Source organism: Pseudogemmobacter hezensis (genome assembly GCF_013155295.1).
In the GTDB taxonomy this organism is placed as follows: Bacteria; Pseudomonadota; Alphaproteobacteria; order Rhodobacterales; family Rhodobacteraceae; genus Pseudogemmobacter; species Pseudogemmobacter hezensis.
Genome location: NZ_JABJXT010000001.1, coordinates 104272 through 129891 on the forward strand (window position 1 = coordinate 104272; position 25620 = coordinate 129891).

General features: G+C 61.4%; 22 protein-coding genes. 10 read left to right on the forward strand and 12 right to left on the reverse strand.

Features of this window, described 5'->3' with window-relative positions:
- The first annotated feature begins 19 nt into the window (after nt 1-19).
- The 4 genes from HOY34_RS00500 to HOY34_RS00515 are packed head-to-tail and all read left to right on the forward strand — an operon-like array spanning nt 20 to nt 3776.
- Nucleotides 20-1153, forward strand: coding sequence for a DNA polymerase III subunit delta' (locus HOY34_RS00500; RefSeq protein ID WP_172359358.1), 1134 nt, complete (start codon nt 20-22; stop codon nt 1151-1153).
- Between the two features lie 3 nt (nt 1154-1156).
- Nucleotides 1157-1993, forward strand: a complete 837-nt coding sequence (locus HOY34_RS00505; RefSeq protein ID WP_172359359.1) for a TatD family hydrolase — start codon at nt 1157-1159, stop codon at nt 1991-1993.
- A complete protein-coding gene (locus HOY34_RS00510) occupies nt 1990-2793 on the forward strand; it encodes an MBL fold metallo-hydrolase (protein ID WP_172359360.1) in 804 nt (267 codons plus the stop codon). The genes HOY34_RS00505 and HOY34_RS00510 overlap by 4 nt, the downstream gene beginning before the upstream one ends.
- 44 nt (nt 2794-2837) lie before the next feature.
- Nucleotides 2838-3776, forward strand: a complete 939-nt coding sequence (locus HOY34_RS00515) for an AEC family transporter (RefSeq protein WP_172359361.1) — start codon at nt 2838-2840, stop codon at nt 3774-3776.
- A gap of 62 nt (nt 3777-3838) precedes the next feature.
- On the opposite strand, the gene HOY34_RS00520 is transcribed toward HOY34_RS00515, so the two are convergent.
- The 5 genes from HOY34_RS00520 to HOY34_RS00540 all read right to left on the reverse strand — a co-directional run bounded on the left by HOY34_RS00520 (nt 3839) and on the right by HOY34_RS00540 (nt 9202).
- A complete protein-coding gene (locus HOY34_RS00520) occupies nt 3839-4780 on the reverse strand; it encodes an ABC transporter permease (protein WP_172359362.1) in 942 nt (313 codons plus the stop codon).
- A gap of 17 nt (nt 4781-4797) precedes the next feature.
- A complete protein-coding gene (locus HOY34_RS00525; RefSeq protein WP_172359363.1) occupies nt 4798-6045 on the reverse strand; it encodes an ABC transporter permease in 1248 nt (415 codons plus the stop codon).
- A 205-nt stretch (nt 6046-6250) separates the two neighbouring features.
- Nucleotides 6251-6793 (reverse strand): DUF2314 domain-containing protein, encoded by a 543-nt coding sequence (locus HOY34_RS00530; protein WP_172359364.1) that lies wholly within the window; start codon nt 6791-6793, stop codon nt 6251-6253.
- A gap of 60 nt (nt 6794-6853) precedes the next feature.
- Entirely contained in the window at nt 6854-7933 is a 1080-nt protein-coding gene (locus HOY34_RS00535; RefSeq protein WP_172359365.1) for an ABC transporter substrate-binding protein, read from the reverse strand.
- 165 nt (nt 7934-8098) lie between these two features.
- Nucleotides 8099-9202 (reverse strand): ABC transporter ATP-binding protein, encoded by a 1104-nt coding sequence (locus tag HOY34_RS00540; protein WP_172359366.1) that lies wholly within the window; start codon nt 9200-9202, stop codon nt 8099-8101.
- A gap of 469 nt (nt 9203-9671) precedes the next feature.
- Between HOY34_RS00540 and guaA the strand changes: the two genes are divergently transcribed.
- From guaA to ppk2, 4 genes are all read left to right on the forward strand, one after another.
- Nucleotides 9672-11228, forward strand: a complete 1557-nt coding sequence (guaA, locus tag HOY34_RS00545; RefSeq protein ID WP_172359632.1) for a glutamine-hydrolyzing GMP synthase — start codon at nt 9672-9674, stop codon at nt 11226-11228.
- A 216-nt stretch (nt 11229-11444) separates the two neighbouring features.
- On the forward strand, nt 11445-12326 hold the full coding sequence (locus HOY34_RS00550; RefSeq protein ID WP_172359367.1) for an ATPase: 882 nt from the start codon (nt 11445-11447) through the stop codon (nt 12324-12326).
- 42 nt (nt 12327-12368) lie between these two features.
- Nucleotides 12369-13286: a homoserine O-acetyltransferase MetA gene (metA, locus tag HOY34_RS00555; RefSeq protein WP_172359368.1), complete on the forward strand. Its 918-nt coding sequence runs from the start codon at nt 12369-12371 to the stop codon at nt 13284-13286.
- Nucleotides 13287-13307: 21 nt separating this feature from the next.
- Nucleotides 13308-14195 carry a polyphosphate kinase 2 gene (gene ppk2 / locus HOY34_RS00560; RefSeq protein WP_172359369.1) on the forward strand — a complete coding sequence of 296 codons (888 nt, stop codon included), beginning with the start codon at nt 13308-13310 and terminating at the stop codon, nt 14193-14195.
- Between the two features lie 78 nt (nt 14196-14273).
- On the opposite strand, the gene HOY34_RS00565 is transcribed toward ppk2, so the two are convergent.
- From HOY34_RS00565 to HOY34_RS00585, 5 genes are all read right to left on the reverse strand, one after another.
- Nucleotides 14274-15350: an ABC transporter ATP-binding protein gene (locus tag HOY34_RS00565; protein ID WP_172359633.1), complete on the reverse strand. Its 1077-nt coding sequence runs from the start codon at nt 15348-15350 to the stop codon at nt 14274-14276.
- A 53-nt stretch (nt 15351-15403) separates the two neighbouring features.
- The gene (locus HOY34_RS00570) at nt 15404-16213 is read right to left on the reverse strand and encodes an ABC transporter permease (RefSeq protein ID WP_172359370.1); all 810 of its coding nucleotides are present in this window, start codon (nt 16211-16213) and stop codon (nt 15404-15406) included.
- Nucleotides 16210-17079, reverse strand: a complete 870-nt coding sequence (locus HOY34_RS00575; protein WP_436644939.1) for an ABC transporter permease — start codon at nt 17077-17079, stop codon at nt 16210-16212. Before HOY34_RS00575 ends, HOY34_RS00570 begins: the two co-directional genes overlap by 4 nt.
- Before the next feature lie 148 nt (nt 17080-17227).
- Nucleotides 17228-17488: a hypothetical protein gene (locus HOY34_RS00580; RefSeq protein WP_172359372.1), complete on the reverse strand. Its 261-nt coding sequence runs from the start codon at nt 17486-17488 to the stop codon at nt 17228-17230.
- A gap of 163 nt (nt 17489-17651) precedes the next feature.
- Complete coding sequence (locus HOY34_RS00585; protein ID WP_172359373.1) at nt 17652-19052, reverse strand: aminotransferase-like domain-containing protein; 1401 nt, start codon at nt 19050-19052, stop codon at nt 17652-17654.
- Nucleotides 19053-19137: 85 nt separating this feature from the next.
- On the opposite strand from HOY34_RS00585, the gene HOY34_RS00590 reads away from it, so the two are divergent.
- Nucleotides 19138-19365 carry a DUF1127 domain-containing protein gene (locus tag HOY34_RS00590; protein WP_172359374.1) on the forward strand — a complete coding sequence of 76 codons (228 nt, stop codon included), beginning with the start codon at nt 19138-19140 and terminating at the stop codon, nt 19363-19365.
- Nucleotides 19366-19637: 272 nt separating this feature from the next.
- On the opposite strand, the gene HOY34_RS00595 is transcribed toward HOY34_RS00590, so the two are convergent.
- Complete coding sequence (locus HOY34_RS00595) at nt 19638-22793, reverse strand: Hint domain-containing protein (protein WP_216654595.1); 3156 nt, start codon at nt 22791-22793, stop codon at nt 19638-19640.
- 834 nt (nt 22794-23627) lie between these two features.
- Complete coding sequence (locus HOY34_RS00600) at nt 23628-24092, reverse strand: Lrp/AsnC family transcriptional regulator (RefSeq protein WP_172359375.1); 465 nt, start codon at nt 24090-24092, stop codon at nt 23628-23630.
- A 200-nt stretch (nt 24093-24292) separates the two neighbouring features.
- Here HOY34_RS00600 and HOY34_RS00605 point away from each other — a divergent pair, with 200 nt between their 5' ends.
- Complete coding sequence (locus HOY34_RS00605) at nt 24293-25543, forward strand: D-amino acid dehydrogenase (protein ID WP_172359376.1); 1251 nt, start codon at nt 24293-24295, stop codon at nt 25541-25543.
- Nucleotides 25544-25620 lie beyond the last annotated feature (77 nt).

Below are 25620 nucleotides of genomic sequence, written 5' to 3' on the forward strand. Positions count from 1 at the left end.
CCACATGCGATGACCGCTTATGGCTGACGATTCTGATCTTCCCGAACCCGACCGCAGCGAGGGCGCTCCGCATCCGCGTGAGACCGGGGCGCTTTACGGTCAGGCCCGCGCCGAGGCCGGTTTTCTTGAGGCCTGGAATCAGGGCCGCCCGCATCACGCCTGGATGCTGACCGGGCCAAAGGGGGTGGGCAAAGCCACCCTTGCCTGGAAGATCGCCCGTTTCCTGCTGACCACCCCCGATGCCGATGGCGGGCTTTTCGGCGCACCAGAGCCGCCCAGCAGCCTCGACACCGATCCAGAAAGCCCCACCGCGCGGCGGATGCGGGCCCTGGCGGAGCCGCGCCTTTTTCTTCTGCGCCGTGCGCCGAATGAAAAGCGCAATGCGATTTCCCAGGTGATCACCGTCGATGAAGTGCGACGGATGAAAAGCTTCTTTTCACTTTCCGCAGCCGACGGCGGCCGACGGGTGGCGATTGTCGATTCCGTCGATGAGATGAACCCCAACGCCGCCAACGCGCTTTTGAAACTGCTGGAAGAGCCACCGCCGCAGACGTTTTTCCTGCTGATCTCGCATCAGCCCGCGCGGCTTTTGCCGACCATCCGCTCGCGCTGCCGCGAATTGCGGCTGCAGACGCTGCCCCCTGAGGCGCTCTCTGACGCGCTGACCCAGGCCGGGGGAGCTGTGGCGCCCGAGGACATCATCGCCCTGACCGAGCTTGCGGGCGGATCGGCCGGTGAGGCCTTCCGGCTGACCAATCTTGAAGGGCTGCAGACCTATCAGATGCTGGTCAATCTTTTCGCAGGCATGCCGCGCCTTGACCGCCCCCGGGCGCTGGCCCTTTGTGAGGCCGCCGGGGCACGCGGCCAGGGTGAGCGTTTCGATCTGATCCTGACCCAGATCGAGCAGCTTCTCTCGCGCCTTGCCCGCGCCGCCGCCCGGCGCGAGACGCCACCCGAGGCCGCGAATGGCGAGGCGGCGCTTTTCGCGCGGCTCGCCCCCGATCACGCCTCGGCCCGCCCCTGGGCCGAACTGGCGCAAAGCCTGACCTTGCGCGCCCGGCGCGGCAAGGCCGTTAACCTTGACCCCGCCGCGCTTCTTATGGATATCCTGCTTCGGACGGATGCCACGGCGGGAACACTGATCCCCGGATAGATGATGACCAGCGACCTGACCTCTCGCCCTGCTCTGGTTGACAGCCACTGCCACCTGGACTTCCCCGATTTTGAGGGCCAGACCGATGATCTGATCGCCCGGGCGGCGGCGGCGGGGGTGACGCGGATGGTGACGATCTGCACCCGCATCGCGCGGCTGCCGATCTGCCAGGGCCTGGCTGAGGCGCATCCGGGCGTCTTCTACACATACGGCGTTCACCCGCTGCATGTGACCGAAGAGCCCGAAATTTCGGTGGCGGAGCTGGCGGCCCTCAGCCAGCATCCGAAATTCGTGGGCCTGGGCGAGACCGGGCTTGATTACCACTACACCCCCGCCACGCGTGAGGCGCAGATCAAAAGCCTGCGCATCCATATTGAGGCCGCGCAAGAAACCGGCCTGCCGCTGATCATCCATGCCCGCGCCGCCGACCAGGATATGGAAGACATCCTGACCGAGGGCATGAAGATCGCCCCCTATAGCTGCGTGATGCATTGCTTTTCCTCAGGCCCGAGGCTGGCGCAGGCGGCGCTTGAGCTGGGTTTCTACCTCTCGATGTCGGGGATCGCGGCCTTCCCCAAAAGCCAGGAGATCCGCGACATCTTTGCCGCCGCGCCGCCAGATCGTATCCTGGTTGAGACCGACAGCCCCTACCTGGCCCCGCCCCCCTTCCGCGGCAAACGCAATGAGCCCGCCTATGTCGCCCATACCGCCAAAGTCGGCGCCTCCCTTTACGGCCTGTCAGAGGCCGCCTTCGCCGAGCTGACCAGCGCAAATTTCGACCGCCTTTTCCCAAAGGCCCGCCTTGCCTTACCCGCCATCGACGCGCAGAGGACAGCATGAGCACCCTGCGTTTCACGATCCTTGGCTGTGGCTCATCGGGCGGTGTGCCGCGCATCGGTGGTTTCTGGGGCGATTGCGATCCGGCGCAGCCGAAAAACCGCCGCCGCCGCTGCTCGATGCTGGTCGAACGGGTGGGAGATGCGGGCACCACCCGCGTGCTGATTGACACCGGCCCCGACCTGCGTGAGCAGCTGCTGGATGCAGGTGTCGGCAGCCTTGATGCGGTGATCTACACCCATTCGCATGCCGATCACGTCCATGGCCTGGATGATCTGCGCCAGGTGGTCCTGAATATGCAGCGCCGCCTGCCGGTCTGGGCCGATGGTCCCACCCAGGAGGCGCTGATCTCGCGCTTTGGCTATGCCTTCGTGCAGCCCGCCGACAGCGCCTATCCACCGATCCTTGAGATGAACAGCATCAAAGGCACGGTGACGATTGACGGTGCCGGGGGCAGGCTTGATTTCACCCCCTTCACCGCCGGGCACGGCACAATCGACGCGCTTGGCTTTCGGATCGGGCCGCTGGCCTATCTGCCCGACGCCGTCTCGCTGCCCGAGGCAACCTGGCCGCTGCTTGAGGGTCTGGATTGCTGGGTGGTCGATGCGCTACGCCATCAGCCGCACCCAACCCATGCCCATCTGGCAATGACGCTGGACTGGATCGCCCGCGCGCGTCCCAGCCGCGCGGTGCTGACCAATATGCACCTCGATATGGATTACGACAGCCTCTTAACCACGCTGCCGCCCCATATCCGCCCCGCCTTTGATGGGATGGTGATCGAGTATCCCTCCGGCAGCTGAAGGCCCCGGAAAACACCCTCTCTGGCCAAAGCGAGCCTGCGCCCATGTCCGCCTTACTCGACGTTATCCTGCCGGTTTTCCTGCTGATCGGCTGTGGCTGGCTGGCGGCCCGCTTTGGCGGCTTCAGCGAAAGCCATGTCGATGGGCTGATGAAATTCGCGCAAAGCTATGCCCTGCCCTGCGTGCTGTTTCGTGGTGTGGCAGAGCTGGATCTTTCGGCGGCCTATGATCCGGGGCTGATGCTGTCTTTCTACATTGCCGCTTTTGCGGGTTTTGCGATCTGCTTTTCAGGGGCGCTCTGGCTGTTTCAAAGGCCGCTGACCGATGCCATCGCCATCGGATTTGCCGGAATGTTCTCCAACTCGCTGCTGCTGGGCCTGCCAATCACCGAGCGCGCCTATGGGCCAGAGGCGCTGGCGGGTAACTTCGCCATCATCTCGATCCACTCGCCGCTGTTCTACGGGCTGGGGATCTCGCTGATGGAATGGGCGAAGTCGCGCGATCAGGGTATCTCGCTGCCACGGCTTTTGCGCAAGATCGCCAATGCGATATTGCATCAGCCGCTGGTGGTGGGGATCATCATCGGCTTTGTCGTTAATCTGAGCGGGATCGGCCTGCCCGGCCCGGTATGGTCAGGGGTGAATATGCTGGCCATGGCGGCCCTGCCTGCGGCCCTTTTCGGTCTGGGCGGCGTGCTTTGGCGCTATCGCCCCGAGGGGGATCGCTGGGCGATTGTGATGGTCTGTGTGACCTCGCTGGTGATACATCCGGCGCTGGCCTGGAGCATCGGTCGCGGCATTTTCGGGGTCAGTGATGCGGCTCTGCGCTCTCTGGTTCTGACCGCGGCCATGGCGCCCGGGGCGAATGCCTATATGTTCGCGCATATGTATGGGGTGGCCAAACGGGTCAATGCATCGGCGGTGCTTTTTGGCACCGCCTTTTCAATCCTGTCAGTCTGGATCTGGTTGCAACTGCTGCCATGAAGCGCAACCCCGGAGTTTTGCAAAACTCCGGACCGATTTCCTGAAGGAAATCGGGGGCGCTTTCAGCGCCCCGTCACCCCGCGCAGACGGTCAGAGCGTCGCCGCAAAACCTCAAGCGTGGTCAGCAAGGCGATTGAGATCACCACAAGGATTGTCGCAACCGCCAGGATTGCCGGGCTGATTGCCTCACGGATCCCGTTCCACATCTGCCGCGGGATCGTTTGCTGCTCTGGCCCGGCGATGAACAGAACCGCTACCACCTCATCAAATGAGGTGACAAAGGCGAAGAGCGCGCCCGAGATCACCCCCGGCAGGATCAGCGGCATGATCACCTTGAAAAAGGTAGTGCGCGGGTTGGCGCCAAGGCTGGCCGAGGCCCGGATCAGCGACTGATCAAAGCCCGAAAGCGTCGCCGTCACCGTGATGATCACAAAGGGAATGCCAAGCGCCGCATGCGCCATAATCACCCCGGTATAGGTCGAGGTCAGCCGCCAGGGCTGCGCCTCGCTGCCGCAGGTGATGCCAATCACGCCGCAGGGGTTCGAGTAGAAGAAGAACATCCCCGTCGCCACGATGATGATCGGCACGATCATCGGCGAGATCAGAATGGCCATGATCAGCCGCCTGTAGGGCATCTCGGGGCGCGACAGACCAAGGGCTGCCAGCGTGCCCAGCACCGTTGACAGGATCGTCGCCCAGAACCCGATGATCACCGAGTTTTTCGCAGCCTTCACCCAGACCGCATTGGCCCACATGTCTGACCAGCCGCCCCCCTCGGACTGCATGCCCTTGGTCACCAGCTCGTTATACCAGCGCAGGCTGTAGCCCTCTGGATCCAGCGTCAGCATTTTGCTGGTGAAGGTGAAATAGGGTTCGGCGTTGAAGGAAAGCGGGATGATCACCAGGATCGGCGCGATCAGGAAGATGAAGATCAGCGTGCAGATCACCAGGTAGGTGTAATACCAGATACGCTCAAGCGGGTCGGCATAGGACGGAAGGGCCATGTCTCTTTATCTCCTTCTCAGCCGAGTTTCAGCTTGTCGATGCCGATCAGGCGATCATAAAGCCAGTAAAGCACCAGCACGCCCGCCAGCAGCATCGCCGCCAGCGCCGCCGCCTGGCTCCAGTTTGATTTGGTCATATGGAACTGGATCTGGTTCGAGAAAAGCTGCCCATCGGCGCCCCCAACCAGCGCTGGCGTGATGTAATAGCCGACCGCCAGGATGAACACCAACAGCACCCCTGCCCCGATCCCCGGCAGCGTTTGCGGCAGGTAGATGCGGCGGAAGGTGGTCCAGGACGTGGCCCCCAGCGAGCGCGCGGCGCGGGCATAGCTGGGCGGGATCACCCGCATCACCGAGTAAAGCGGCAGCACCATGAAGGGCAGCAGAATATGCACCATCACGATAATGGTGCCGGTCTGATTGTAGATCATCGCCAGCCGGCCGGATTCGTCGATGATCCCCAGCGAGACCAGCACCGAATTCACCACACCCTGCCCCTGCAACAGCACAATCCATGAGGTGGTCCGCACCAGAAGCGAGGTCCAGAACGGCAGCAGCACCAGGATCATCAGCAGATTGGCCTTCGCCATCGGCAGCGTCGCCAGCATATGCGCGACCGGGAAGGCCAGCAGCAGACAGATCCCGGTAATCACCGCCGACAAAAGGAATGTCTTGACGTAGAGCCAGAGATAGACCCGGTTCGTCTCGGCCACTTTTTCCACCCCGCCATCGGCCGAGCGCTGCATATCCAGCCCCGTCAGATAGAAATCGGTGGTCCAGGGCGAGGCTGCCTCGCGCATGGCGACCCAGATCAGCGGCTCGCCCCATTTGCGGTCTGCGGCCAGCAGCGCCTCTTTGAAAGGCGGGGTCAGATCATCGGCATTTCGCGCCGATGCGGTGAAAAGCGAGCGCGTGCCCGGCACCGAATAATTGATCCGCGTTCCGGCCTCGCCAGCCAGACGGTTCTCCTTCATCAGCACCAGATCGGCGGCAAGCGCGGCATAGGCCGCCTCATCGGGGGCGGTACCCTGCGGGTTTGCATCGAACCAGGCCGCCAGATTGGGCGAGGTTTTCGAGAAGCCGTCATGATAGACCGAGCGTTGCAGCATCTGGCCAATCGGAATTGCAAAGGTCAGCAGAATGAACAGCAAAAGCGGCAGCACCAGCAGGAAAGCCCGCCGCTTTGCCCGCGACTGCGCTTTGGCCAGCGCCGCCTTCAGCGGGCGGCCATCTGCGGTGGTAAGGGGGGCGGTCGTCTCTGCCATGCTTGTTCCTCAGGTATTCATGCGGTCGTCACGGCGATCCTGGCCTTGTGCGCCCTGGGCCCCGACCACCCCCCGCATGAAGCTGCGGGGATGCTGTCATTCGGTCTTGCCGCGCCCAAAGCGGCGCAGTCATCTGTCGCTACGGGCCGCCTGGGGCCCCAGTCGGCATAAGGCCACCAAAGCCTGGCCAGGCTTTGCAGTCTCTTTACTCTTCGGGCAGCGGCGCGAATGTGACGCCGATCTCGGCCCGCTCGGCCTCACTCATCTGCGCCAGCATCACCCGGGTCGTATAGCTGCCCTCGACCGAGCCATCCTCGCGGTAAAGCATCCAGTCGCTGATCTGCGCCACCGGAACCACGGCGATATCGCCCATCTCTCCGGTGAATCCCTGCGGCTGATTGGCAAAACGGCCAAGGACGGTGTCGCCCTCGATCCGCTCGACGCCGACCCAGATATGCTCAACCTCTGTGTCGCCCCATTCGGTCGGATGCGCCCATTTCACCATATAGTCGCTGCCCGACAGATCAGCGGCGGCGGCACGCTGCAAAAAGCCCGGCAGGCTTTTCTTCGCATCTTCGATCGCCTTGTTCATCGCGGCGTCGCCCGCCTCAAAGACAGTCACCTCATCGGCGGCTGCAGGGCCAGTCTGGGCAACAAGCGCGCTAAGCGCGGATGCCCCCAGCAGGCTGGCTGCGAACAGGGTAGCCCTGAACCGGGTTGCAAGATCCGTTACAAACGCTGCGCTCACAATGGCACCTTTACCTGTGGGAAATGGCCACGGAGTTCGCCTCCGTGGCCAGGGAAAGCTTCAGTTAGAGACCAGCCATGCGTTGTAGCGCTCGCCCAGTTCGGTGTCGCGGTCGACCCAGAAATCGAGATCAGAACCAAGCGCATTGGTCATGTTCTCAGGCGAGGTCGGCAGGTTCGGCGACATCGGCACATCGGTTCCGAACACATTGCCAACCAGCGGTGCAGAGGACTTACGGGGCGGGCCGTAAGAGATATATTCGGCGGCCTTGGCCAGCGGCTCGGACGAGGTGGCGAATTTCACGAAATCAAGCGCGGCCGCCTCATTCGGGGCCCCTTTCGGGATCACATAGCCTTCCCATTCAAAGACCTGGCCGTCCCAGATGATCTTGAAGGGTTTGTTCTCGGCCACCGCGGCGTTGTAGATCCGGCCGTTCCAGCCCATGGTCATGGTGACTTCGCCATCCGCCAGCAGCTGCGGCGGCTGTGCGCCTGCTTCCCAGAACACCGCATCTTTCTTGATGGTGTCCAGTTTGGCGAAGGCGCGGTCCTGGCCCTCGGGGGTTTCCAGCAGGGCATAGACGTCAGCTGCGGGCACGCCGTCGGCCATCAGCGCCATTTCCAGCGTTGCTTTGGCGCCTTTTTTCACGCCGCGCTTGCCGGGGAATTTCTCAAGATCGAAGAAATCGGCAATCGTGGTCGGGCCCGCACCTTCGGGGAATTTCGAGGCATCATAGGCCACGACGGTCGAGAAGATATCGGTCGGGATCATACATTCGGTCAGGGTGCCGGCGATAAAGTCATCGGTCGCGGCCGTGCCATCAGCGCCCGCAGGCAGCGCGGCGGCGTCGATCGGGATGATCAGGCCTTCGTCGCAAAGACGCACCGCATCCGCGATCTCGACCGAGGCCACGTCGATGGTGACATTGCCCGCATCGACCTGCGCCTTGATCGGCGTGGCCGGATTGTCGGCATCGACCGAGTTCACCTTGATGCCGCTTTGCGCAGCGAAAGGCTTCAGATAGGCCTCTGTCTGGCTGTGGGTATAGGCGCCGCCCCAACCCATAACGGTGATTTCCTGCGCCATTGCAGGCAGCGCAAAGCCGCCAAGCGCGGTGGAGAGGACGAGCAATTTCTTCATTTCAGTCTCCCGTGTTGGTTGGTTCAACCCCGTAATGCGGGGAAATGGCTGGGCCGGATGCGGATCTGAACGCCCGCTTTAAAGGCCCGAATTATCGTCGCGCGCTGCCCTGGCCCGCAGCCTGAGGTACGGGCAGGGCTGTGGCCCGCCCGCGGGCGCCGCCGGTCAAATCGCGTCCAATGCGCGTGCATCCTGCGGATGCCAGCCGATGCGGATCTTTTCGCCCGGGTTCAGCCGGGTCTGGCCCAGCGTATTGCGGCATTTCAGCACGAAATCATCGCTGCCCGCGACCCGCATCCGGGTGCGCAGGATGTCACCCATATAGATCACCTCCAGCACCTCAGCATCAAGGCCATGCGCCCCTGCGGGCATCAGCTCGGGCTTGAACTCGATCCGTTCCGGGCGGATCGAGACCAGGGTCTTTTGCCCTTTGGCCGAGACATTGACGGGCGTTGCATCGATCAGCTCGCCCGTTTCCAGCCGGACCAGCGCCTTGCCCTCAGCGATCTCTTCGACAGTGCCGGGCAGTTTGTTGTTCTCGCCGATGAACTGCGCGACAAAACTGTTTTCGGGCCGTTCATAAAGATCGGCGGGCGGCGCAAGCTGCTGGATGCGGCCGTCATTAAAGACGGCGACGCGGTCAGACATGGTCAGCGCCTCGCCCTGATCATGGGTCACATAGACGACCGTGATGCCAAGGCTTTCATGCAACCGCTTGATTTCAAACTGCATATGTTCGCGCAGCTGCTTATCCAAAGCGCCCAGCGGCTCATCCATCAGGACCAGTTTCGGATCGAACACCAGCGCCCGCGCCAGCGCGATCCGCTGCTGCTGCCCGCCTGACAGCTGCGCCGGGCGACGGTTGGCGAAAGCGCCCATCTGCACCATATCAAGGGCGCGTTTGATGCGGGTCTCGCGCTCATCCTTGCCCATGCCGCGCACTTCAAGTGGGAAGGAAAGGTTCTCACCCACCGTCATATGCGGGAAAAGCGCGTAATTCTGGAAGACCATGCCGATGCCACGCTTATGCGGCGGCACCTGATTGATCGGGCGACCATCCAGGCGGATCTCACCATGGGTTGCAGTTTCAAACCCGGCCAGCATCATCAGACAGGTGGTTTTGCCAGAGCCCGACGGCCCAAGCATGGTCAGAAACTCACCCTCGGCAATGTTGAGATTCAGGTCTTTGACCACCAGCGAGACGCCATCATAGCTTTTCTGAACATGCTCGAAAGCGACGAAGGCGTTGTTACCCGAAACTGAGGTCACGCAAGTCTCCCTGATATTTATTGGCAGCCTGGCTGCTCTCTTGCCTCTGACGTAAGCAAATGCCGCAGCGCATTGCAACGCCCAAGTCACAAGAGCCGCATCCAACCGGAATGACAGCGCTAACACAGGAAAAACGCCTGCCGCCCGGGCGATAGCCAGGAAATTATGCAATTTCGCCGCCAGAAGCCGGCGCGGCGCGGCGGGCGCATTGCACAGATTTTGGGCATGTGGTTGATTCTCCAGGCGTTAATGAAACGCCACCTGGCGCATCACGCCCGGGGGGCGGCCCTGTTGGTGGCAGCTGCGCCCGTCAAGTGGGGGCCCCGTCAAGCGGGGCCGCCAGTCAAGCGGGGCCGCCCAGCTCTGCCTTGCCTGCCCATTTCCCCTGCCCGCCCAGGCCTCTTTGCCGCCAATTTCCCTTGCGACTCGCACCGAGCCGACCTATGGCGAAGCCATGACCCAGCCCCTGATCTCCCAGCCTCAGCGCCTCCTCATCATCGACTTCGGTTCGCAAGTCACCCAGCTCATCGCCCGCCGTCTGCGCGAGCTGAGCGTGTATTGCGAAATCCACCCCTATCAAAGCGTCACCGACGCCTTCCTGAAGGACTTCGCGCCAAAGGCCGTGATCCTGTCGGGCGGCCCGGATTCGGTGACCCGTGAGGGCAGCCCCCGCGCGCCCGAGGGCCTCTGGACGGCGGGCATCCCCGTCCTTGGCATCTGCTATGGTCAGCAGACCATGATGCAGCAACTGGGCGGCCTGGTCGAATCCGGCCATGGCACCGCCGAGTTTGGCCGCGCCTTCGTGACCCGCAAAGGCCCCGACCTCGAGATCCTCGACGGCTGGTTCCAGGCCGGCGACGAGCAGGTCTGGATGTCGCACGGCGACCATGTCTCGAAGATCGCACCGGGCTTTGAGGTCTATGGCACCTCGCCCAATGCGCCCTTTGCGATCACCGCCGATCCCGCGCGCCGCTTCTATGCCGTGCAGTTCCACCCCGAGGTGCACCACACCCCCAAAGGCGCGAAACTCTATGAGAATTTCGTGCGTCTGGCGGGCTTTACCGGCGACTGGACGATGGCGGGCTACCGCGAAGAGGCCATCGCCAAAATCCGCGCCCAGGTCGGCGACAAACAGGTGATCTGCGGCCTTTCTGGCGGCGTTGACAGCTCGGTCGCGGCGATCCTGATCCATGAGGCAATCGGCGACCAGCTGACCTGCGTCTTTGTCGACCACGGCCTCTTGCGCAAGAACGAGGCGGCGGAAGTCGTCAAAATGTTCCGCGACAACTACAAGATCAAACTGATCGCGGCGGATGAATCGGATCTGTTCCTGAATGCCCTCGAAGGCATCTCAGACCCCGAGGTCAAACGCAAAACCATCGGCCGCCTCTTCATCGAGGTGTTCCAGAAATACGCGAACCAGATCGAGGGCGCAGAGTTCCTGGCCCAGGGCACCCTTTACCCCGATGTGATCGAATCCGTCTCCTTCTCGGGCGGCCCTTCGGTCACCATCAAATCGCACCACAACGTCGGCGGCCTGCCGGAAAAGATGGGCCTGAAACTGGTCGAACCGCTGCGCGAGCTGTTCAAGGACGAAGTCCGCGCTTTGGGCCGCGAGCTGGGCCTGCCCGCATCGTTCATCGGCCGCCACCCCTTCCCCGGCCCGGGCCTTGCGATCCGCTGCCCGGGCGAGATCACCCGCGAGAAACTGGCCATCCTGCGCGAGGCCGACGCCGTCTATATCGACCAGATCCGCAAACACGGCCTCTATGATGAGATCTGGCAGGCCTTTGCCGCGATCCTGCCGATGAAAACCGTGGGCGTGATGGGCGACGGGCGCACCTATGACTACGCTGTCTCGATCCGCGCGGTCACATCCGTTGACGGCATGACCGCCGACACCTACCCCTTCACGCATGACTTCCTCGGCGAGACGATGACCCGCATCATCAATGAGGTGAAAGGCGTGAACCGTGTGTTCTACGACCTCACCTCAAAGCCGCCAGGCACGATCGAGCTGGAATAGGCAAAGCACCCAAAGGCGCCCCATCGGGCGCCTTTTTCAATTCCGCGCGGTTCAAAAGAAACAACGCCCGCCCCCTGGCACGCGGCAGCAGCCGTCGCAGCGGCCTCAATGGCCGCGCCCGACGGCGGCCCCCATCCGACACCCCCCCCTTTGCCATTGCAGGGCCACAGCCTTGCGATTATTCCAATGGCCGAACCCGCGCAAAAAGGCCGTTTCATGATCTATCCCTCCGGCGAAACCTATCTCGAAGCGAGCGAAAAGCGGGTCCTGCTTTTTGGGATGTCAGGGCTGGGCAAGACCTATCTCTCAAACATGCTGCGCAACGCCCCCGCAGATCGCGGCGGCTGGTTCCATTACTCGGTCGATTACCGCATCGGCACCCGCTATATGGGCGAATATATCGCTGACAACTTCAAACGCGAGGCGATGAAAGTGCCGCTCCTGCGCGAGCTGCTGATGTCGGATTCCGTCTATATCGCCTCGAATATCACCTTCAACAATCTCGCGCCCCTCTCAACCTATCTCGGCAAGCCGGGCGATCCGGCCAAAGGCGGCCTGCCCTTTGCTGAGTATATGAAACGCCAGGATCAGCACCGCCAGGCCGAGATCGACGCCACCCTCGACACCCGCCCCTTCATCGCCCGCGCGGGCGATCTTTACGGCTATCGCAACTTTGTCTGCGACACCTCGGGCTCGGTCTGTGAGGTGGTCAATCCATGGGATCCGCAGGATCCGGTGCTGTCGCAGCTGTCGAAAACCCTGCTGATGGTCTGGATCAAAGGCTCTGACGCCCATACCGAAGAACTGGTCCGCCGCTTTGACCGCGCGCCAAAGCCGATGTATTACCAGCCCGATTTCCTGACCCGCATGTGGGAAGAATATCGCACCAGCCATAACGTCACCGAAGACAGCTGCGACCCCGACCATTTCGTGCGCTGGACCTATGCAAAGGCGCTGGCCCATCGTCAGCCCCGCTATGCCGCGATGGCCGAATGGGGTGTCACCGTCACCGCCGAAGAGGTCGCTCTGGTCAAAAGCCCCGCAGATTTCGACGCTTTGATCGCCCGCGCCATTGACCGCAAGGCCCCCGACGCCTAGGTCAGGTTCTTCCCGCAAACAGGCGAAATTCAAGGAAAAGCCATGCCGATCACCCTGCCAGAGACCCTTCCCGCCTACCGCGTCCTGCAAGACGAGGGCGTGATGGTCATGTCGCCCGAGCGCGCGGCGCGGCAGGATATTCGGCCTTTGAAAATCGGCCTGCTCAATCTGATGCCGAAAAAGATCCAGACCGAGAACCAGTTCGCGCGTCTGATCGGGGCCACGCCTTTGCAGATCGACCTTTCACTGATCCGCATGTCTGAACATCAGACCAAAAACACCGCCGCCGAACATATGGAGACCTTTTACCGCCCCTTCCAGGAGGTAAAGGATGAGAAATTCGACGGGCTGATCATTACCGGCGCCCCGATTGAACATCTGGAATTCGACCAGGTCACCTATTGGGAGGAATTGCGCCAGGTCTTTGACTGGACACAGACCAATGTCCATTCCACCTTTGGCGTCTGCTGGGGCGGGATGGCAATGATCAACCATTTTCACGGCGTCAAAAAACACATCCTGCCGCAAAAGGCCTTTGGCTGTTTCCTGCAGGACAATGTCGCCCCCGCCTCGCATTATCTGCGTGGATTTTCGGATGACTGTTTTATCCCGGTCTCGCGCTGGACCGAAATGAAACGTGAGGAAATCGAAGGGGTTGACGGGATGAAAATCTTGCTCGACAGCAAAGAGACCGGCCCCTGCCTGGTCGAGGATGAAAAGCGGCGTGCACTTTATATATTCAATCATTTTGAATATGAAAATGACACGCTGAAGCAGGAATATGACCGAGACGTGGCCAATGGCACCCCGATCAATGTGCCTTCGCATTACTATCCCGGCAATGATCCCAGCCAGCGGCCGCGCAATCGCTGGCGCAGCCATGCGCATCTGCTTTATGGCAACTGGATCAATGAAATCTATCAGACCACACATTTTGACATGGATAAAATCGGCCGCTGAGGCCGTATAAAGGGGCGCGACATGGCAAAGAAGAATGATGATCTGCCCTTTGATGGCGCGATCAGCCGCTATTTCCAAAAGTCCGCGCCGAAATCCATCCGCCAGGCGATTGAGAAAGCGGGCAAGGATGACATCCTGACCCCCGGTTTCCCCTATGATCAGGAAATGGGCCGCAAAGACTATGACACCGCGATGGAGGGCCTGCAGCGTCAGCTGGTCCGCCTTCAGGCCGATGTCAAAGCCAGCGGCAAGCGGATCGTGGTGATCTTTGAGGGGCGCGATGCAGCCGGAAAAGGCGGCACGATTGCGCGCTTTCGGGAAAACCTGAACCCGCGCGTCGCCAATGTGGTCGCCCTGCCCGCCCCCTCAGACCGGGAAAAGGGCCAGTGGTATTTTCAGCGCTATATCGACTGGCTGCCCGCCAAAGGCGAAATGGTGCTTTTTGACCGCAGCTGGTACAATCGCGGCGTGGTGGAAAAGGTCTTTGGCTTTTGCTCGGATGCGGAACGCGCCACCTTCTTCCGCCAGGTGCCCGAGTTTGAGCATATGCTGGTCGATGAGGGCGTGATCCTGATCAAGCTCTGGCTTGAGGTTGGCCGCGCCGAACAGCTGCGCCGCTTCATGGAACGTGAGCAAGACCCGCTGAAGCAATGGAAGCTGTCCCCGATTGATATCGAGGGGCTGGCGAAATGGGACGAATACTCACAGGCGATCACGGAAACGCTGGAGCGCAGCCATAGCGAGCACGCGCCCTGGACGGTGATCCTGTCGGATGACAAGCGCCGGGCCCGGTTGGCGGCGATCCGTCAGGTGCTGCACCGCATCGACTATAAGGGCAAGGATGCCGCGCTGATCGGCCAGATCGACCCGCTGATCAGCGGCGGCCCGGGCCATCTGCAATCCAGCTGAGACAATCCGGCTGGGGCCAGCTGAGGCAGACCCGCCCCCGCCGCGCCCGGAACCCCCAGGCGCGGCAGGGCAAATATCTCAGCGGAACAGCACCAGCGCCGAGGGCGACCAGGACAGCTCCACCTCGGTGCCGACATCCATCACCGGGCGGCCAGGCACGTTGCGCATCGACAGCCGCACCTCGATATCGGTGCCGCCGATGAACACATCGTAAGAGGTCATGTCGCCGAAATAGATCACCTCGTCGATCTTGCCCGGCACTTTACGCTCTTCGCTGGACTGGCCCGGGAAGAGAAGCGTCAGCGCCTCGGGGCGCAGGCCCACCGCAGGCGTGCCGCTGTTCTCATCCGATGCGACCTGATCCGCGCCCAGCGTCACCCGGCCAAGGCCTTTGATATCAACCTCATAGCTGCCCGCGTTTTCCGAGAGGATCTCGCAGGGGATGAAGTTCATGGTGCCGATGAAATCCGCCACTTTGCGGCTGTTGGGGCGACGATACAGCGTTTCCGGGTCGGCCAGCTGCGCGATCTGGCCCTCGAACATCACCGCGATCCGGTCAGACATGACCAGCGCCTCTTCCTGGTCGTGGGTGACCAGAATGAAGGTGATGCCGACCTGGCGCTGCAGCTTGATCAGCTCGACCTGCATATGCTCGCGCATCTTTTTATCCAGCGCCGAGAGCGGTTCGTCCAGCAGCAGAACTTTCGGCTTCAGGATCAGCGCCCGCGCCAGCGCCACCCGCTGCCGCTGGCCGCCCGAAAGCGCATGGGCCGCGCGTGCGCCATAGCCCTTGAGGCCGACCATGGTCAGCGCCTCTTCCACCGCCGCGGCCTTCTCGGCCTTACTGCGCGGATCGCGGCGCAGCCCGAAAGCCACATTTTCCGCCACCGTCATATGCGGGAAGATCGCATAGCTTTGGAACACCATATTGGTGGGGCGAAGGTTGGCGGGCACATCGCTCATATCGCGGCCATCAATCAGAACGGCCCCGGAGTCGACGCCCTCAAAGCCTGCGATGGTGCGCAAAAGCGTGGTCTTGCCACAGCCCGACGGCCCCAGCAGCGAGAAGAATTCGCCCGCTTTGATGGTGCCATTGATCCCGCGCAAAGCGTGGTAATCGCCGTAATATTTCTGAATATCGCGGAACTCGATCATGGTCTGGCGATCGGCCGAAGGGGTGGGTTTCTTCGACAGGCTGGGTTGAGCGGTCACAGGAAGCCTCCGGAATCCTTGCCACCGATTTTGGCGATGCCACGGCGGCGGAAATATTCAGCAATTGCAAGCAAGATGATCGACAGGCCGACCAGGATCGTGCCCAAAGCCAGCATCGAGGGCACTTTGGCCGGGAAACGGAACTGGCCGAAGATATAGACCGAAAGGATCGGCTGGCCCGAGCCCAGAAAGTTCGCCACGATGAATTCATCGATTGAGATGGTGAAGGTGATCAGGAAGGATGACAGGATCCCCGGCATCACCAAGGGCAGAATGATCAGGCGGAAGGTCGAGGCAGGTGTCTCGCCCAGATCCAGCGCCGCCTCTTCGAATGAGCGGTCCAGCGACTGGAAGGCCGAGGTCAGCAGCGCGACTGAGAAGGGCGTGCAGATCAAGAGATGCCCCAGGATCACCGTGAAGATCGACAGCGGAATGCCAATCGCCATCAGCACGATCAGCAAGGACATCGCCACGATCATCTCTGGCAGCACCAGCGGCAGCATGATGAAGCCCATCACCGGCGCCTTGAACGGCCATTGATAGCGCACCGAGGACCGCGCGGCGAAGATGCCCAGGATGGTCGAAAGCGTCGCCACGGAAAGCGAGATGGTCAGGCTGTTTTTCAGCGCCTTCCACAGGTTCGGATCGGCCCACATCTCGCCAAACCACTTGGTGGTGAAGCCCGACAGCGGGAAGGCCACCACGGCGGCATTGTTGAAGGCAAAGACCGGCAGGATCAGAATCGGGCCGTAGAGAAACAGCAGATAGATGATCGCATAGGTTTTCAGGCCGGGGGCTTTGGTCATTTCCGGCCTCCGATAAAGCGTTTGTTCAGCAAGATGAAACCGACGCTGATAATGGCCACCGCGATCATTGCCGTTGCCGCCAGCGCAGATCCCATGGCGAAATTGCGCGACTTAAGCAGCTGTGTTTCCACGAAATTCGACACCATCGGCACTTTGCCACCGCCGATCAGCTCTGGCGTGACATAGTCGCCCGCGGTCGGAATGAAGACGATCAGCACCGCCGCGATCACGCCCGGCATCGACAAGGGCAGCGTCACGCGCAGGAAGGTGCGCCATTTGCTTTCGCCCAGGTCCTGCCCCGCCTCCAGCAGCGAGCGGTCCACCTTTTCCAGGCTGACAAAGATCGGCAGCACCGCAAAAGGCGCATAGGCATGGGCCAGCGTGATGATGATCGAGGGTACGCCATATTGCAGGATGTTCAGTTGCGTATCCATCAGCCCCACCCCCATCAGCGAGCTGTCCACGATCCCGTCATAACCAAGGATCGTGCGCCAGAGCGCGACACGGATGATGTAGCTGGTCCAGAACGGAATGGTGATCAGGAACAGCCAGAGCGACTTTTTCGACGGCTGCACGTGAAAGCTGACGAAATAGGCAATCGGATAGGCCAGCAGCACGGTTGCCAGCGTCACCAGCACCGAGACATTCAGCGACCTGAGCAGCACGATGTGATACTGCGGCCCGGTCAGCACCTTATAGTAATTCTCGCCGGTAAACGGCAGGTCAACCGCCCCCCGTGAGCCGGTCAGCAGCGAATAGACCAAAACTGTCGCCAAAGGTGCTGCCAGCAGCAGGAAGGTTACCACGGCTGGTGGCGCTATCAAAAGCCACCCGGTCCGCGCCTCAGAGGAGTTCGTTCGCGCCATCATCCCCCCAATATGCCGATCTTAAGGCCAGCATCTGTTTGATCAAAATACTGGCTCTGCTCTGGCTTTGATGCAAGCCCTGACCCGCCGACGCAAGCCGTTAAGCAGAAAAAAAGTGCACAGCCAGGGGGATTAACTGCACGAAAATTCAGCCTCTGATCATTTCGACAGCAATGGCGCGCTTGTGCAACTCGACATACAGCGCCGAGACAACCTTGGGCTGTCCGACGGCAACCTCAAGCGCGTCCGAAAGATGCCCTTCTTCGAAGCCATCCTCTTCTTCGACCCGCCAGATCATGTGACGTGCGGCACCATCATCATAAACCACCTCAAGCGCATCACCGCGACGGCGCCAGCCCAGAAAATCCGCGCCACCATCGGGGGCGTGGAAGAAGGTATTCTGTCCCATTTCGAGATCTCTTTTACTGCTCTTTTTTCCCATCGGACAACGGCAGCGCCGCGTCGTCAATCTTAAGAACAGCCGCTAACCTACCGAAATCACGATGCGAGTCCGCAATGCCACACTGGACCACCCCCCTTTGACGGGCGCAACACGCCCCCGGATCGCCCGCCTAGACCGCCAGCGCCGAGGGCGGGTTTGCCAACAGATCCGCCAGCTGATCCAGCCCCGCCTCGAAGTCACAGATCGGCAAGGCGCCGGGAATCGCGATGCGGATCGCATGCGGCGCCCTGCCCCCAACCAGCGCATATTCATCGGCCGAGCGCACCATGACCCCGCGCGCTTCGGCCATGCGCGAGAAAGATGAGGCCCGCCAGCCCTGCGGCAGGTTCAGCCAGACGAACGGCACCCCCGACTGCCAGGAAATGTCATAGCCCCCCAGCCGGTTCACCACGATCTGGATGCGATGGGCGAATTCGGCCTGCACCTTGGCCCGGATCTGCGCCGCCGCCCCCGAGCGGAACAGATGCAGCATCAGATCAGAGACCGGCCGCGCCAGCGCGAAGAACCCATATTGCGCCGAAAGCCGTCCCGCCTCGCCCATTCCCGCCGGGCAGATCACATAGCCAAAGCGCAGCGCCGCAGAGACGGTTTTTGAGATCGATCCGACCAGCCAGACCCGCTCTGGTGCCAGGGCGCGCAGCGTTGGCAGATCGCTTTCGGCCACCGAATAGCAGTCATCCTCAAGGATCTGCAGGTCATAATTGCGGGCGATTTCAGCGATTTGCAGCCGCCGCTCAATCGGCATCCGCCCGGTGGTCGGGTTTTGCGCCTCGCAGGTCAGGCACAGAACCTGGGGGCCATGACGGCGACAAACCGCCTCTAACGAGGCTGGGATCACGCCGAATTCGTCAATCTCAACGGCCACCACCTCGGCCCGCGCCGCACGCGCGGCATAGCGGAAACCGGGATAGGCCAGCTCCTCCAGCACGATCACCGGGCGGTCACCGCGCAGGCAACAATCCAGCACCAGCCCCACCGCATTCTGCCCCCCATGGGTCAGCATCACATCATCAGGCGTCGCAGGCCCGAGGATCCGGTCGCCCAACCAGGCCAGAACCTCAGCCCTGAGCGGATATTCCCCGGTCTGACTGGTGTAATCGGTCCAGCCCAAGCTGGTCGTCGCCGCCATCGCGGTCAGCGCCTCATGGAAGGCCTGGGCCTGGCCGACCTCTGGCACCTGCGGCGGGCGCATTTCAATATAGCCGGACATGCCGGGCTTGCGCTCGGTATAAAGGGGTTGGGTTGGCCCAAGACGCGGCTGGCTGGAGGCAACGAATGTGCCGCGCCCGACGGTCGCCTCAAGCAGGCCTTCCTGGGTTGCGATCTGATAGGCGCGGGCCACGGTGCCCGGGGTCAGATGCAACCGCCAGGCCAGATCACGCACTGTCGGCAGCTGGGTGCCAGGCGGCAGAGCGCCATTGCGGATCGCCTCGCGCAGGGCGCGGCTGAGACCCAGATATTTTGGCCCTGACCAGGAGGTCAGGTCGGGCAGCCATCTTGTATCAGGCACAATGTATCTCTGGCGGTTAATTGTCGAGCATTGTATTCATACTTACACCCTAGCAGCCAGATTGTATCAACACAAGGTAAATATCATGACCTGGCAAGTCGCAGAGACCCGCACCACGCAGATCACATCGCAGACCAGCCTGCCTATGGTGTCGCGCATGCTGATCGCATTGGGCTATGCGCTGGCCGGCTGGCGAAACCGCCGCCGTACACGGCGGGCACTTTCCTTGCTGGATACACGCCTGCTGCAGGATATTGGCCTGAGCGAGGCCAGCCGGGACGCCGAAGCCGCCAAACCATTCTGGCTGCCCTGACCTGCGCCGGAACGCCGGCAGCGGACAGGTGACAGCCTTAACGAACCCCTGAGCCTGGGGCCGGATCTTCCGGCCCCCTTTTTTTATGGCCTGCGCCCCTGCCCGTGGCCGGGCTGAAATTTACACGATGGGCGCAGGCGGCATTGTATCAAAGCATCCAGGCCAAAACGATACAATCCCGGAGACAGCCATAAAAAAGAGGCCCCCCGAAGGAGACCTCTTTTCTCTCATCCAACGGTAACCCATCAGATTCGCTGCATAAACCGTGTGGCTCAGCGGGCCAGAAGCTTTGCCTCATGCCGCTTCAGCGTGCGGCGTGCGGCGTGATATCCGTCAAGACCTTCCTGGCTCTTCAGATCAGGGAAGAGTTCAAAGATCTCATTGCGTTGGGCATTGCCCATCCCCTTCAGCGTATAGTCACCGGGCTGGAAGCTTTCGGTCCAGGCCCCGTTCGACAGCACGACCTCATGGCGGTCACACATGAAGTGGATATAACTGACACCGATCGAAGCGATCTGATGGATCCCTTTCGAGCCGACCAGGTGCTTTGCTGCGACCAGCACTTCGTGCTCGTCAAAGTAGAGCTGGGTGCGATCATTGGCGACCAGCAGGCGGTGGTTCGGCGAGACCAGCATATCACGCTCGGGCAGGCCATTGCCCAGGCTGTGCGCCCTGACCAGCACCGGCTGCAGATGGTTGTTCAGCCGCAGGTCCTGGCCCGAAAGCGCTTTTTCACCGATCCAGCGGATCTCCTGGATGCCATTGTCGCGGGTGATCACCCGGTCGCCGGCGCGCAGCTCTTCGACAGGAACCTCACCGCGCGGAGTGGCGATCATGGTGCCCGGCGTGAAGCAGGGGATCACATTCTCGATGTTCTGGAAGTCGAGATGCCCGACCTCATTGCCATCGGTGTCAAGGAAGTGAACCCGGCCGTTTTCAGGGTTGTCGGGGTCATAGACGATGCGCAGCGGGCCTGCATCCGACAGATCCAGCGTGTCGAAATCGTCGCCCTCTTCGCCGCCATCGATAAAGCTGCCGATGCCTGCGCCCTGGGTCTCGACCACAATGGTGTCACGATCTGCGCCGCCAAAGACGGTGTCGCCGCCGCCACTCAGGTGGATGGTGTCATTGCCCGCGCCGCCAAAGACAACATTGTTGCCCTCGCCGCCGTGGATCAGATCTTCGCCATCACCGCCGAACAGCGTGTCATTGCCGGCGCCGCCGAACAGCGTGTCATTGCCCGCATCGCCATAGAGGACGTCATCGCCCTCGCCGCCATAGGCCACATCATCGCCGGCACCGCCATAAAGCGTGTCATTGCCGGTGCCGCCATAAAGCTCGTCATTGCCATCGCCGCCATAGAGGATGTCGTTGCCCTCATCGCCATGCAGCGTGTCATCGCCCTCATCGCCATGCAGATGGTCATCGTCGATACCGCCATACAGCAGGTCATCGCCGGTGCCGCCATAAAGCGTGTCATTGTCGTCGCGGCCATAGATCGTGTCATTGCCCGCACCACCGAACAGAAGGTCGGTATTGTTGTTCGGCCGCAGGTCACGGTCATCGGGGATGTCGAGAACCTCGCCCAGGGTATTGTCCAGGCCGCCGAAGATCAGATCATCGCCGTCGCCGCCGAAGATGGTATCCGCACCCTCATCGCCGATCAGCGTGTCATTGCCTGCGCCGCCATAGACCAGATCCGCATCCCATCCGGCGTAGACAAGATCATCGCCCTCGCCGCCATAGATGGTGTCGGCATCATCCCCGGTCAGGATCGTGTCATTGCCCGCGCCGCCATAGACCAGGTCGCGATCATTGTTCGGATCGGTATCGGCAGGGTAATAGCCGGGGTAATCAATATCCGGCATCGGGTTTTCATAGTTCGAGGTGTCGATGTAATCGTCACCATCGCCGCCATAGGCGGTATCATTGCCGGTCCCGCCGATGATGGTGTCATCACCTGCATCACCGCTGAGCAGATCATCGCCCGGGCCGCCATAGATGCGGTCGTCGCCCTCACCGCCATAGACGGTGTCATTGCCGAGGCCGGAATAGATCGTGTCATTGCCCGCGCCGCCATAGATACGATCATCATCGGGGCCATCGCCCGGAATGATCGCATCGCCGCCATCCACGCGGTCGCCATCATGATCGACATAGCTTTCATCAATCAGATCGCCGCCATCGGTACCGATGATGATGCCGTCATTGCTGCTGCCGCCGCCAGGGGTGACGGTAATATGGATCGTTGCTGTATCGGTGCCGCCATTGCCGTCCGAGATCTCATAATCGATCTCGGCGGTGCCGGTGAAACCGGGGGCCGGGGTAAAGCGGATACCGCCATCGGGCAGAACCTCGACCGTGCCATTCGGCGAGGTCGGAGTGCCGACCAGGGTCAGCCTATCGCCATCAACATCGGTGTCATTGGTCAGCGGGTAGACCACGACCGGGGTATCGACGCCCGTGCTGGCGAAATCATCATTGGCGACCGGATCATCATTGACCGGATGCACGGTCACGGTGACGGTGGTGGTCGAGGTCAGACCATCGGTGTCGGTGATCGTATAGGTGATGGTGTCTTCGCCGTTGAAATCGGGGTTCGGGCGATAGGTCAGCACGCCGTCCGGGCCGATGGTGACAGAGCCATTGCCCGCCGTCGCATCGGTCACCGTCAGCGGCTGGCCATCGGGATCGGTGTCATTGTCCAGCACATGGATATCAACGACGCCATCCTCATCGACCTCGGCGAGGTCGGGGTTGGCGACGGGCGGCTGACCGCCGCTGCCGGTGTTATCCACGCTGTCCGAGACCCAGAAATGGCCGATCGTGCCCTCGAAATGGTCGGTCACAACAGGGTTCAGCGGGTCAGAGGTGGTTTCCTGGCCGCCACCGAGGATCCAGGGCTGGCCGTAATCGGACATGACCAGGGTCACGTCAGGCGAGGTCGGCTCGGAATGGGTGCTGCCCGAGGTGGTATTGGTGACATTCAGCTGGCCACCCGCACCGCCCGCATCCCAGGAGAAGGCCAGGTCAATGGTGTCGCCAGGCGCGTAAAAGCCGGGGCCGGTGGTATAGACGGTCTCGCCCGAGGCGCCCTCGCTGGTGACGACAACCGCGCCATCGGGGGTAACCTCGATGCGGAAACTGCCTTCATGGGTGCCCGCAGTATCGCGCGAGGCCACCGTCTGATTTTCGCTGAGCGGGTTCGAAGAGGGCGTAAAGCTGATGCCAACCGTGCCCGAGGGCAGCTGGAATTCCACATGCGGGTCGAATTTCACATAGCCTGTCTGACCATCAAGGACCAGATTGCCACCATCAACCGATGCGCCACCCGTCAGACCGCCATTCTGTTCGCCATTCGAGGTTGCCTCATCGCGGATCAGATGCGTTGTGGGTTCATCGAAATTGTAAAGTGCAATAACTGGCATCTCAGATCCTCGCCCTGACGACACCGTTACGCGCCGCCGCCAAACCACCGGATCACGCCAGGAGTGACGTGACCTCTTAAACTCCTGCAACGGGCACAAACGCGCAAAATAGCGCAAACCCGCCGAATGGAGGTGGATGGGAAGAGGGGTATGCCGGCCCAAAAAAGACCAACCCACAAAAGCAGGATTCCGGTTTCCCGGTAAGCAGCACTCTCGATCACCATGCGGTGCCTTACGGCACACCACCAACATACGACCGCCCCCACGGCCCATACGTCATGCAGTTGACCCGATATGATCTACCTTCGCTTTACGCTGCCGTGAAGGGGGAATAGGGCGAATTGCGGCAAGATCGCGGCCCAGACATGGCCAATACATAGGCCAGAGGAGGAATCTGCCCAGGTTTCGACAGATTTGATTGATTTCAATCTGGAAACAATTTTCCAGTGAACCCATCGGATTATGATCAAATTTCGATAAAATTTGCCGAAAAATCGCAGGTATTGGCGACCCCGCCAGGCGGCCGCCTCAAATTATCTGCGTTTCGGCAACAAATCGCGACAACCCGGGGGCGAATTAACCATGCGTCATAATTTCAGCGAGAATGTGTCAGGGCGCGGGCACAGCGTCATCAAAGCATCGCCATTCTGACCAAATCGAGCGCTTTTTCCGCATTCAGGCAACATTATCTGGGATTAACGGGCCGAATCACCCGCCTTTTGATTCGCACCAGCGTCCTGTTTTCGCCACATTCACGACACAGTCCCGCGCAGGCCCCCTTCCGGGCCCGACAGAAAGACGCAAGGCAGCCCCGGGCATGTGCCCCCTGCCCTGTCATCTTTGCTGCGGGCTGGCCGACTGGATCACACTGCGAATGGCAAAGCTGGAATTGATGCGGGTCACCCCGGGCAGGCGTGACAGGATCTCTTTGTGGATCCGCTCATAATCGCCGGGGTTTTCGGCCTCAAGATGCAGCAGGTAATCCTCTTCTCCGGTCATCAGCCAGCATTCGCGGATCTCGGGATGCTTGCGCACCTCGGCCTCAAAGGCGTTCAGGATCTCTTCGGTCTGGCGCGAGAGGCTGATGCGCACGATCACCACATGCCGGTTATCCGAGGCAGGCCCCGCCACCAGCGCCGTATAGCCGCGGATCACCCCCGCCTCTTCCAGCATCCGCACCCGGCGCAGGCAGGCCGAGGGCGACAGCCCCACCTCGCCCGCCAGCTCGACATTAGACATCCGGCCATCGCGGCGCAGTGCCCGAATCAAAGCGCGGTCGATACGATCAAGATCAGACATTATGCTGCACCACGCGCATGATTATTGGAATATAAAGCACACATTCGCACGATATTGCGCCAATGCGAAGGACATTCGATCAATGATCAATCACCATCGCCTAAATCCGGCTTAACGTCGGCAGACACTTAAATCCGGCTTAGCGCCGGCAGACAGGCCGGGCATGGGCAAAAGATCCGCCCGGCAACAGGGGATGGCATATGAAGGTCGTGGTTCTGGGCGGTGGGGTCGTGGGCATTACCTCGGCCTGGTATCTGGCGAAAGCCGGGCATGAGGTGACGGTGATCGACCGCGAGAACGGCCCGGCGCTGGAAACCTCTTTCGCCAATGCGGGCGAGGTTTCATTTGGCTATTGCAGCCCCTGGGCCGCGCCGGGCATCCCGCTGAAGGCGATCAAATGGGTGATGATGGAGCATGCGCCGCTGATCCTGCGCCTGAAGCTCGACACCAAAATGATCTCCTGGCTGTTCAAGATGCTCAGGAACTGCACGGCCTCGCGCTATGCGATCAACAAAAGCCGTATGCTGCGCATCGCCGATTACTCACGCGAAAGCTTTGCCCAGATCCGCCAGGAGACGGGGATCCAATATGACCAGCAGATGCTGGGCACGCTGCAGCTGTTCCGCACCGAGGCGCAGCTGGAGGCCTCGGCCAAGGATGTCAAAGCGCTGAAGGCCGATGGCATTCCCTGCGAAGTGCTCGACGCCGAGGCCTGTATCGCGGTCGAGCCCGCCCTGGCCCATGCCAAAGACCGCATCGTCGGCGGCCTGCGCACACCGCTGGACGAGACCGGGGATTGCTTCAAATTCACCAATGCGCTGGCGGCGCTTTGCGCGGAAAGGGGCGTAACCTTCCGCTGGGGCGAGACGATCCGCCATATCGAGACCGAGGGCGGACGGGCCACCGGGGTGGTCACTGACAAAGGCCTGATTGAGGCCGATGCGGTCGTGGTCAGCCTGGGCAGCTTCTCGCCGCAGATGGTCGCGCCTTTGGGCATTGATCTGCCGGTCTATCCGGTCAAGGGCTATTCGCTGACCATCCCGATCACCGATGAGGCCCGCGCGCCGCAATCGACGATCATGGACGAGACCTATAAGATTGCGATCACCCGTCTGGGCGACCGGATCCGGGTGGGGGGTATGGCGGAAATCTCGGGCTATAACAGCCGTCTGTCGGAAAAGCGCCGTCGCACGCTGGAGCATTCGGTGATGGATCTGTTCCCGGGTGGCGATCCGAAACAGGCCACCTTCTGGACCGGGATGCGCCCGATGACGCCCGATGGCACCCCGGTGATCGGGCCGACCAAAATCGACGGGCTGTTCCTGAATACCGGCCACGGCACCCTGGGCTGGACGATGAGCTGCGGCTCTGGCCGACTGCTTGCCGATCTGGTTTCAGGCAGAACGCCGGAAATTGACGCCCAGGATCTGGCGATCAGCCGCTATGCCTGAGGGCACATGGCCCATCTGAAACAACGCGCCCGCCACAGGTATCTGCGGCGGGCGCGTTGTTTTCAGGCTGATCTCAG

Coding starts and splice junctions, on each gene's coding strand:
- HOY34_RS00570 (WP_172359370.1), bottom strand. CDS start 16,213: ATGACCAAAGCCCCCGGCCTGAAAACCTATGCGATCATCTATCTGCTG.
- HOY34_RS00515 (WP_172359361.1), top strand. CDS start 2,838: ATGTCCGCCTTACTCGACGTTATCCTGCCGGTTTTCCTGCTGATCGGC.
- HOY34_RS00510 (WP_172359360.1), top strand. CDS start 1,990: ATGAGCACCCTGCGTTTCACGATCCTTGGCTGTGGCTCATCGGGCGGT.
- HOY34_RS00500 (WP_172359358.1), top strand. CDS start 20: ATGGCTGACGATTCTGATCTTCCCGAACCCGACCGCAGCGAGGGCGCT.
- ppk2 (WP_172359369.1), top strand. CDS start 13,308: ATGGCAAAGAAGAATGATGATCTGCCCTTTGATGGCGCGATCAGCCGC.
- HOY34_RS00595 (WP_216654595.1), bottom strand. CDS start 22,793: ATGCCAGTTATTGCACTTTACAATTTCGATGAACCCACAACGCATCTG.
- HOY34_RS00535 (WP_172359365.1), bottom strand. CDS start 7,933: ATGAAGAAATTGCTCGTCCTCTCCACCGCGCTTGGCGGCTTTGCGCTG.
- HOY34_RS00505 (WP_172359359.1), top strand. CDS start 1,157: ATGACCAGCGACCTGACCTCTCGCCCTGCTCTGGTTGACAGCCACTGC.
- HOY34_RS00575 (WP_436644939.1), bottom strand. CDS start 17,079: ATGGCGCGAACGAACTCCTCTGAGGCGCGGACCGGGTGGCTTTTGATA.
- HOY34_RS00565 (WP_172359633.1), bottom strand. CDS start 15,350: ATGATCGAGTTCCGCGATATTCAGAAATATTACGGCGATTACCACGCT.
- HOY34_RS00520 (WP_172359362.1), bottom strand. CDS start 4,780: ATGGCCCTTCCGTCCTATGCCGACCCGCTTGAGCGTATCTGGTATTAC.
- HOY34_RS00600 (WP_172359375.1), bottom strand. CDS start 24,092: ATGTCTGATCTTGATCGTATCGACCGCGCTTTGATTCGGGCACTGCGC.
- metA (WP_172359368.1), top strand. CDS start 12,369: ATGCCGATCACCCTGCCAGAGACCCTTCCCGCCTACCGCGTCCTGCAA.
- HOY34_RS00605 (WP_172359376.1), top strand. CDS start 24,293: ATGAAGGTCGTGGTTCTGGGCGGTGGGGTCGTGGGCATTACCTCGGCC.
- HOY34_RS00590 (WP_172359374.1), top strand. CDS start 19,138: ATGACCTGGCAAGTCGCAGAGACCCGCACCACGCAGATCACATCGCAG.
- HOY34_RS00580 (WP_172359372.1), bottom strand. CDS start 17,488: ATGGGACAGAATACCTTCTTCCACGCCCCCGATGGTGGCGCGGATTTT.
- HOY34_RS00525 (WP_172359363.1), bottom strand. CDS start 6,045: ATGGCAGAGACGACCGCCCCCCTTACCACCGCAGATGGCCGCCCGCTG.
- HOY34_RS00550 (WP_172359367.1), top strand. CDS start 11,445: ATGATCTATCCCTCCGGCGAAACCTATCTCGAAGCGAGCGAAAAGCGG.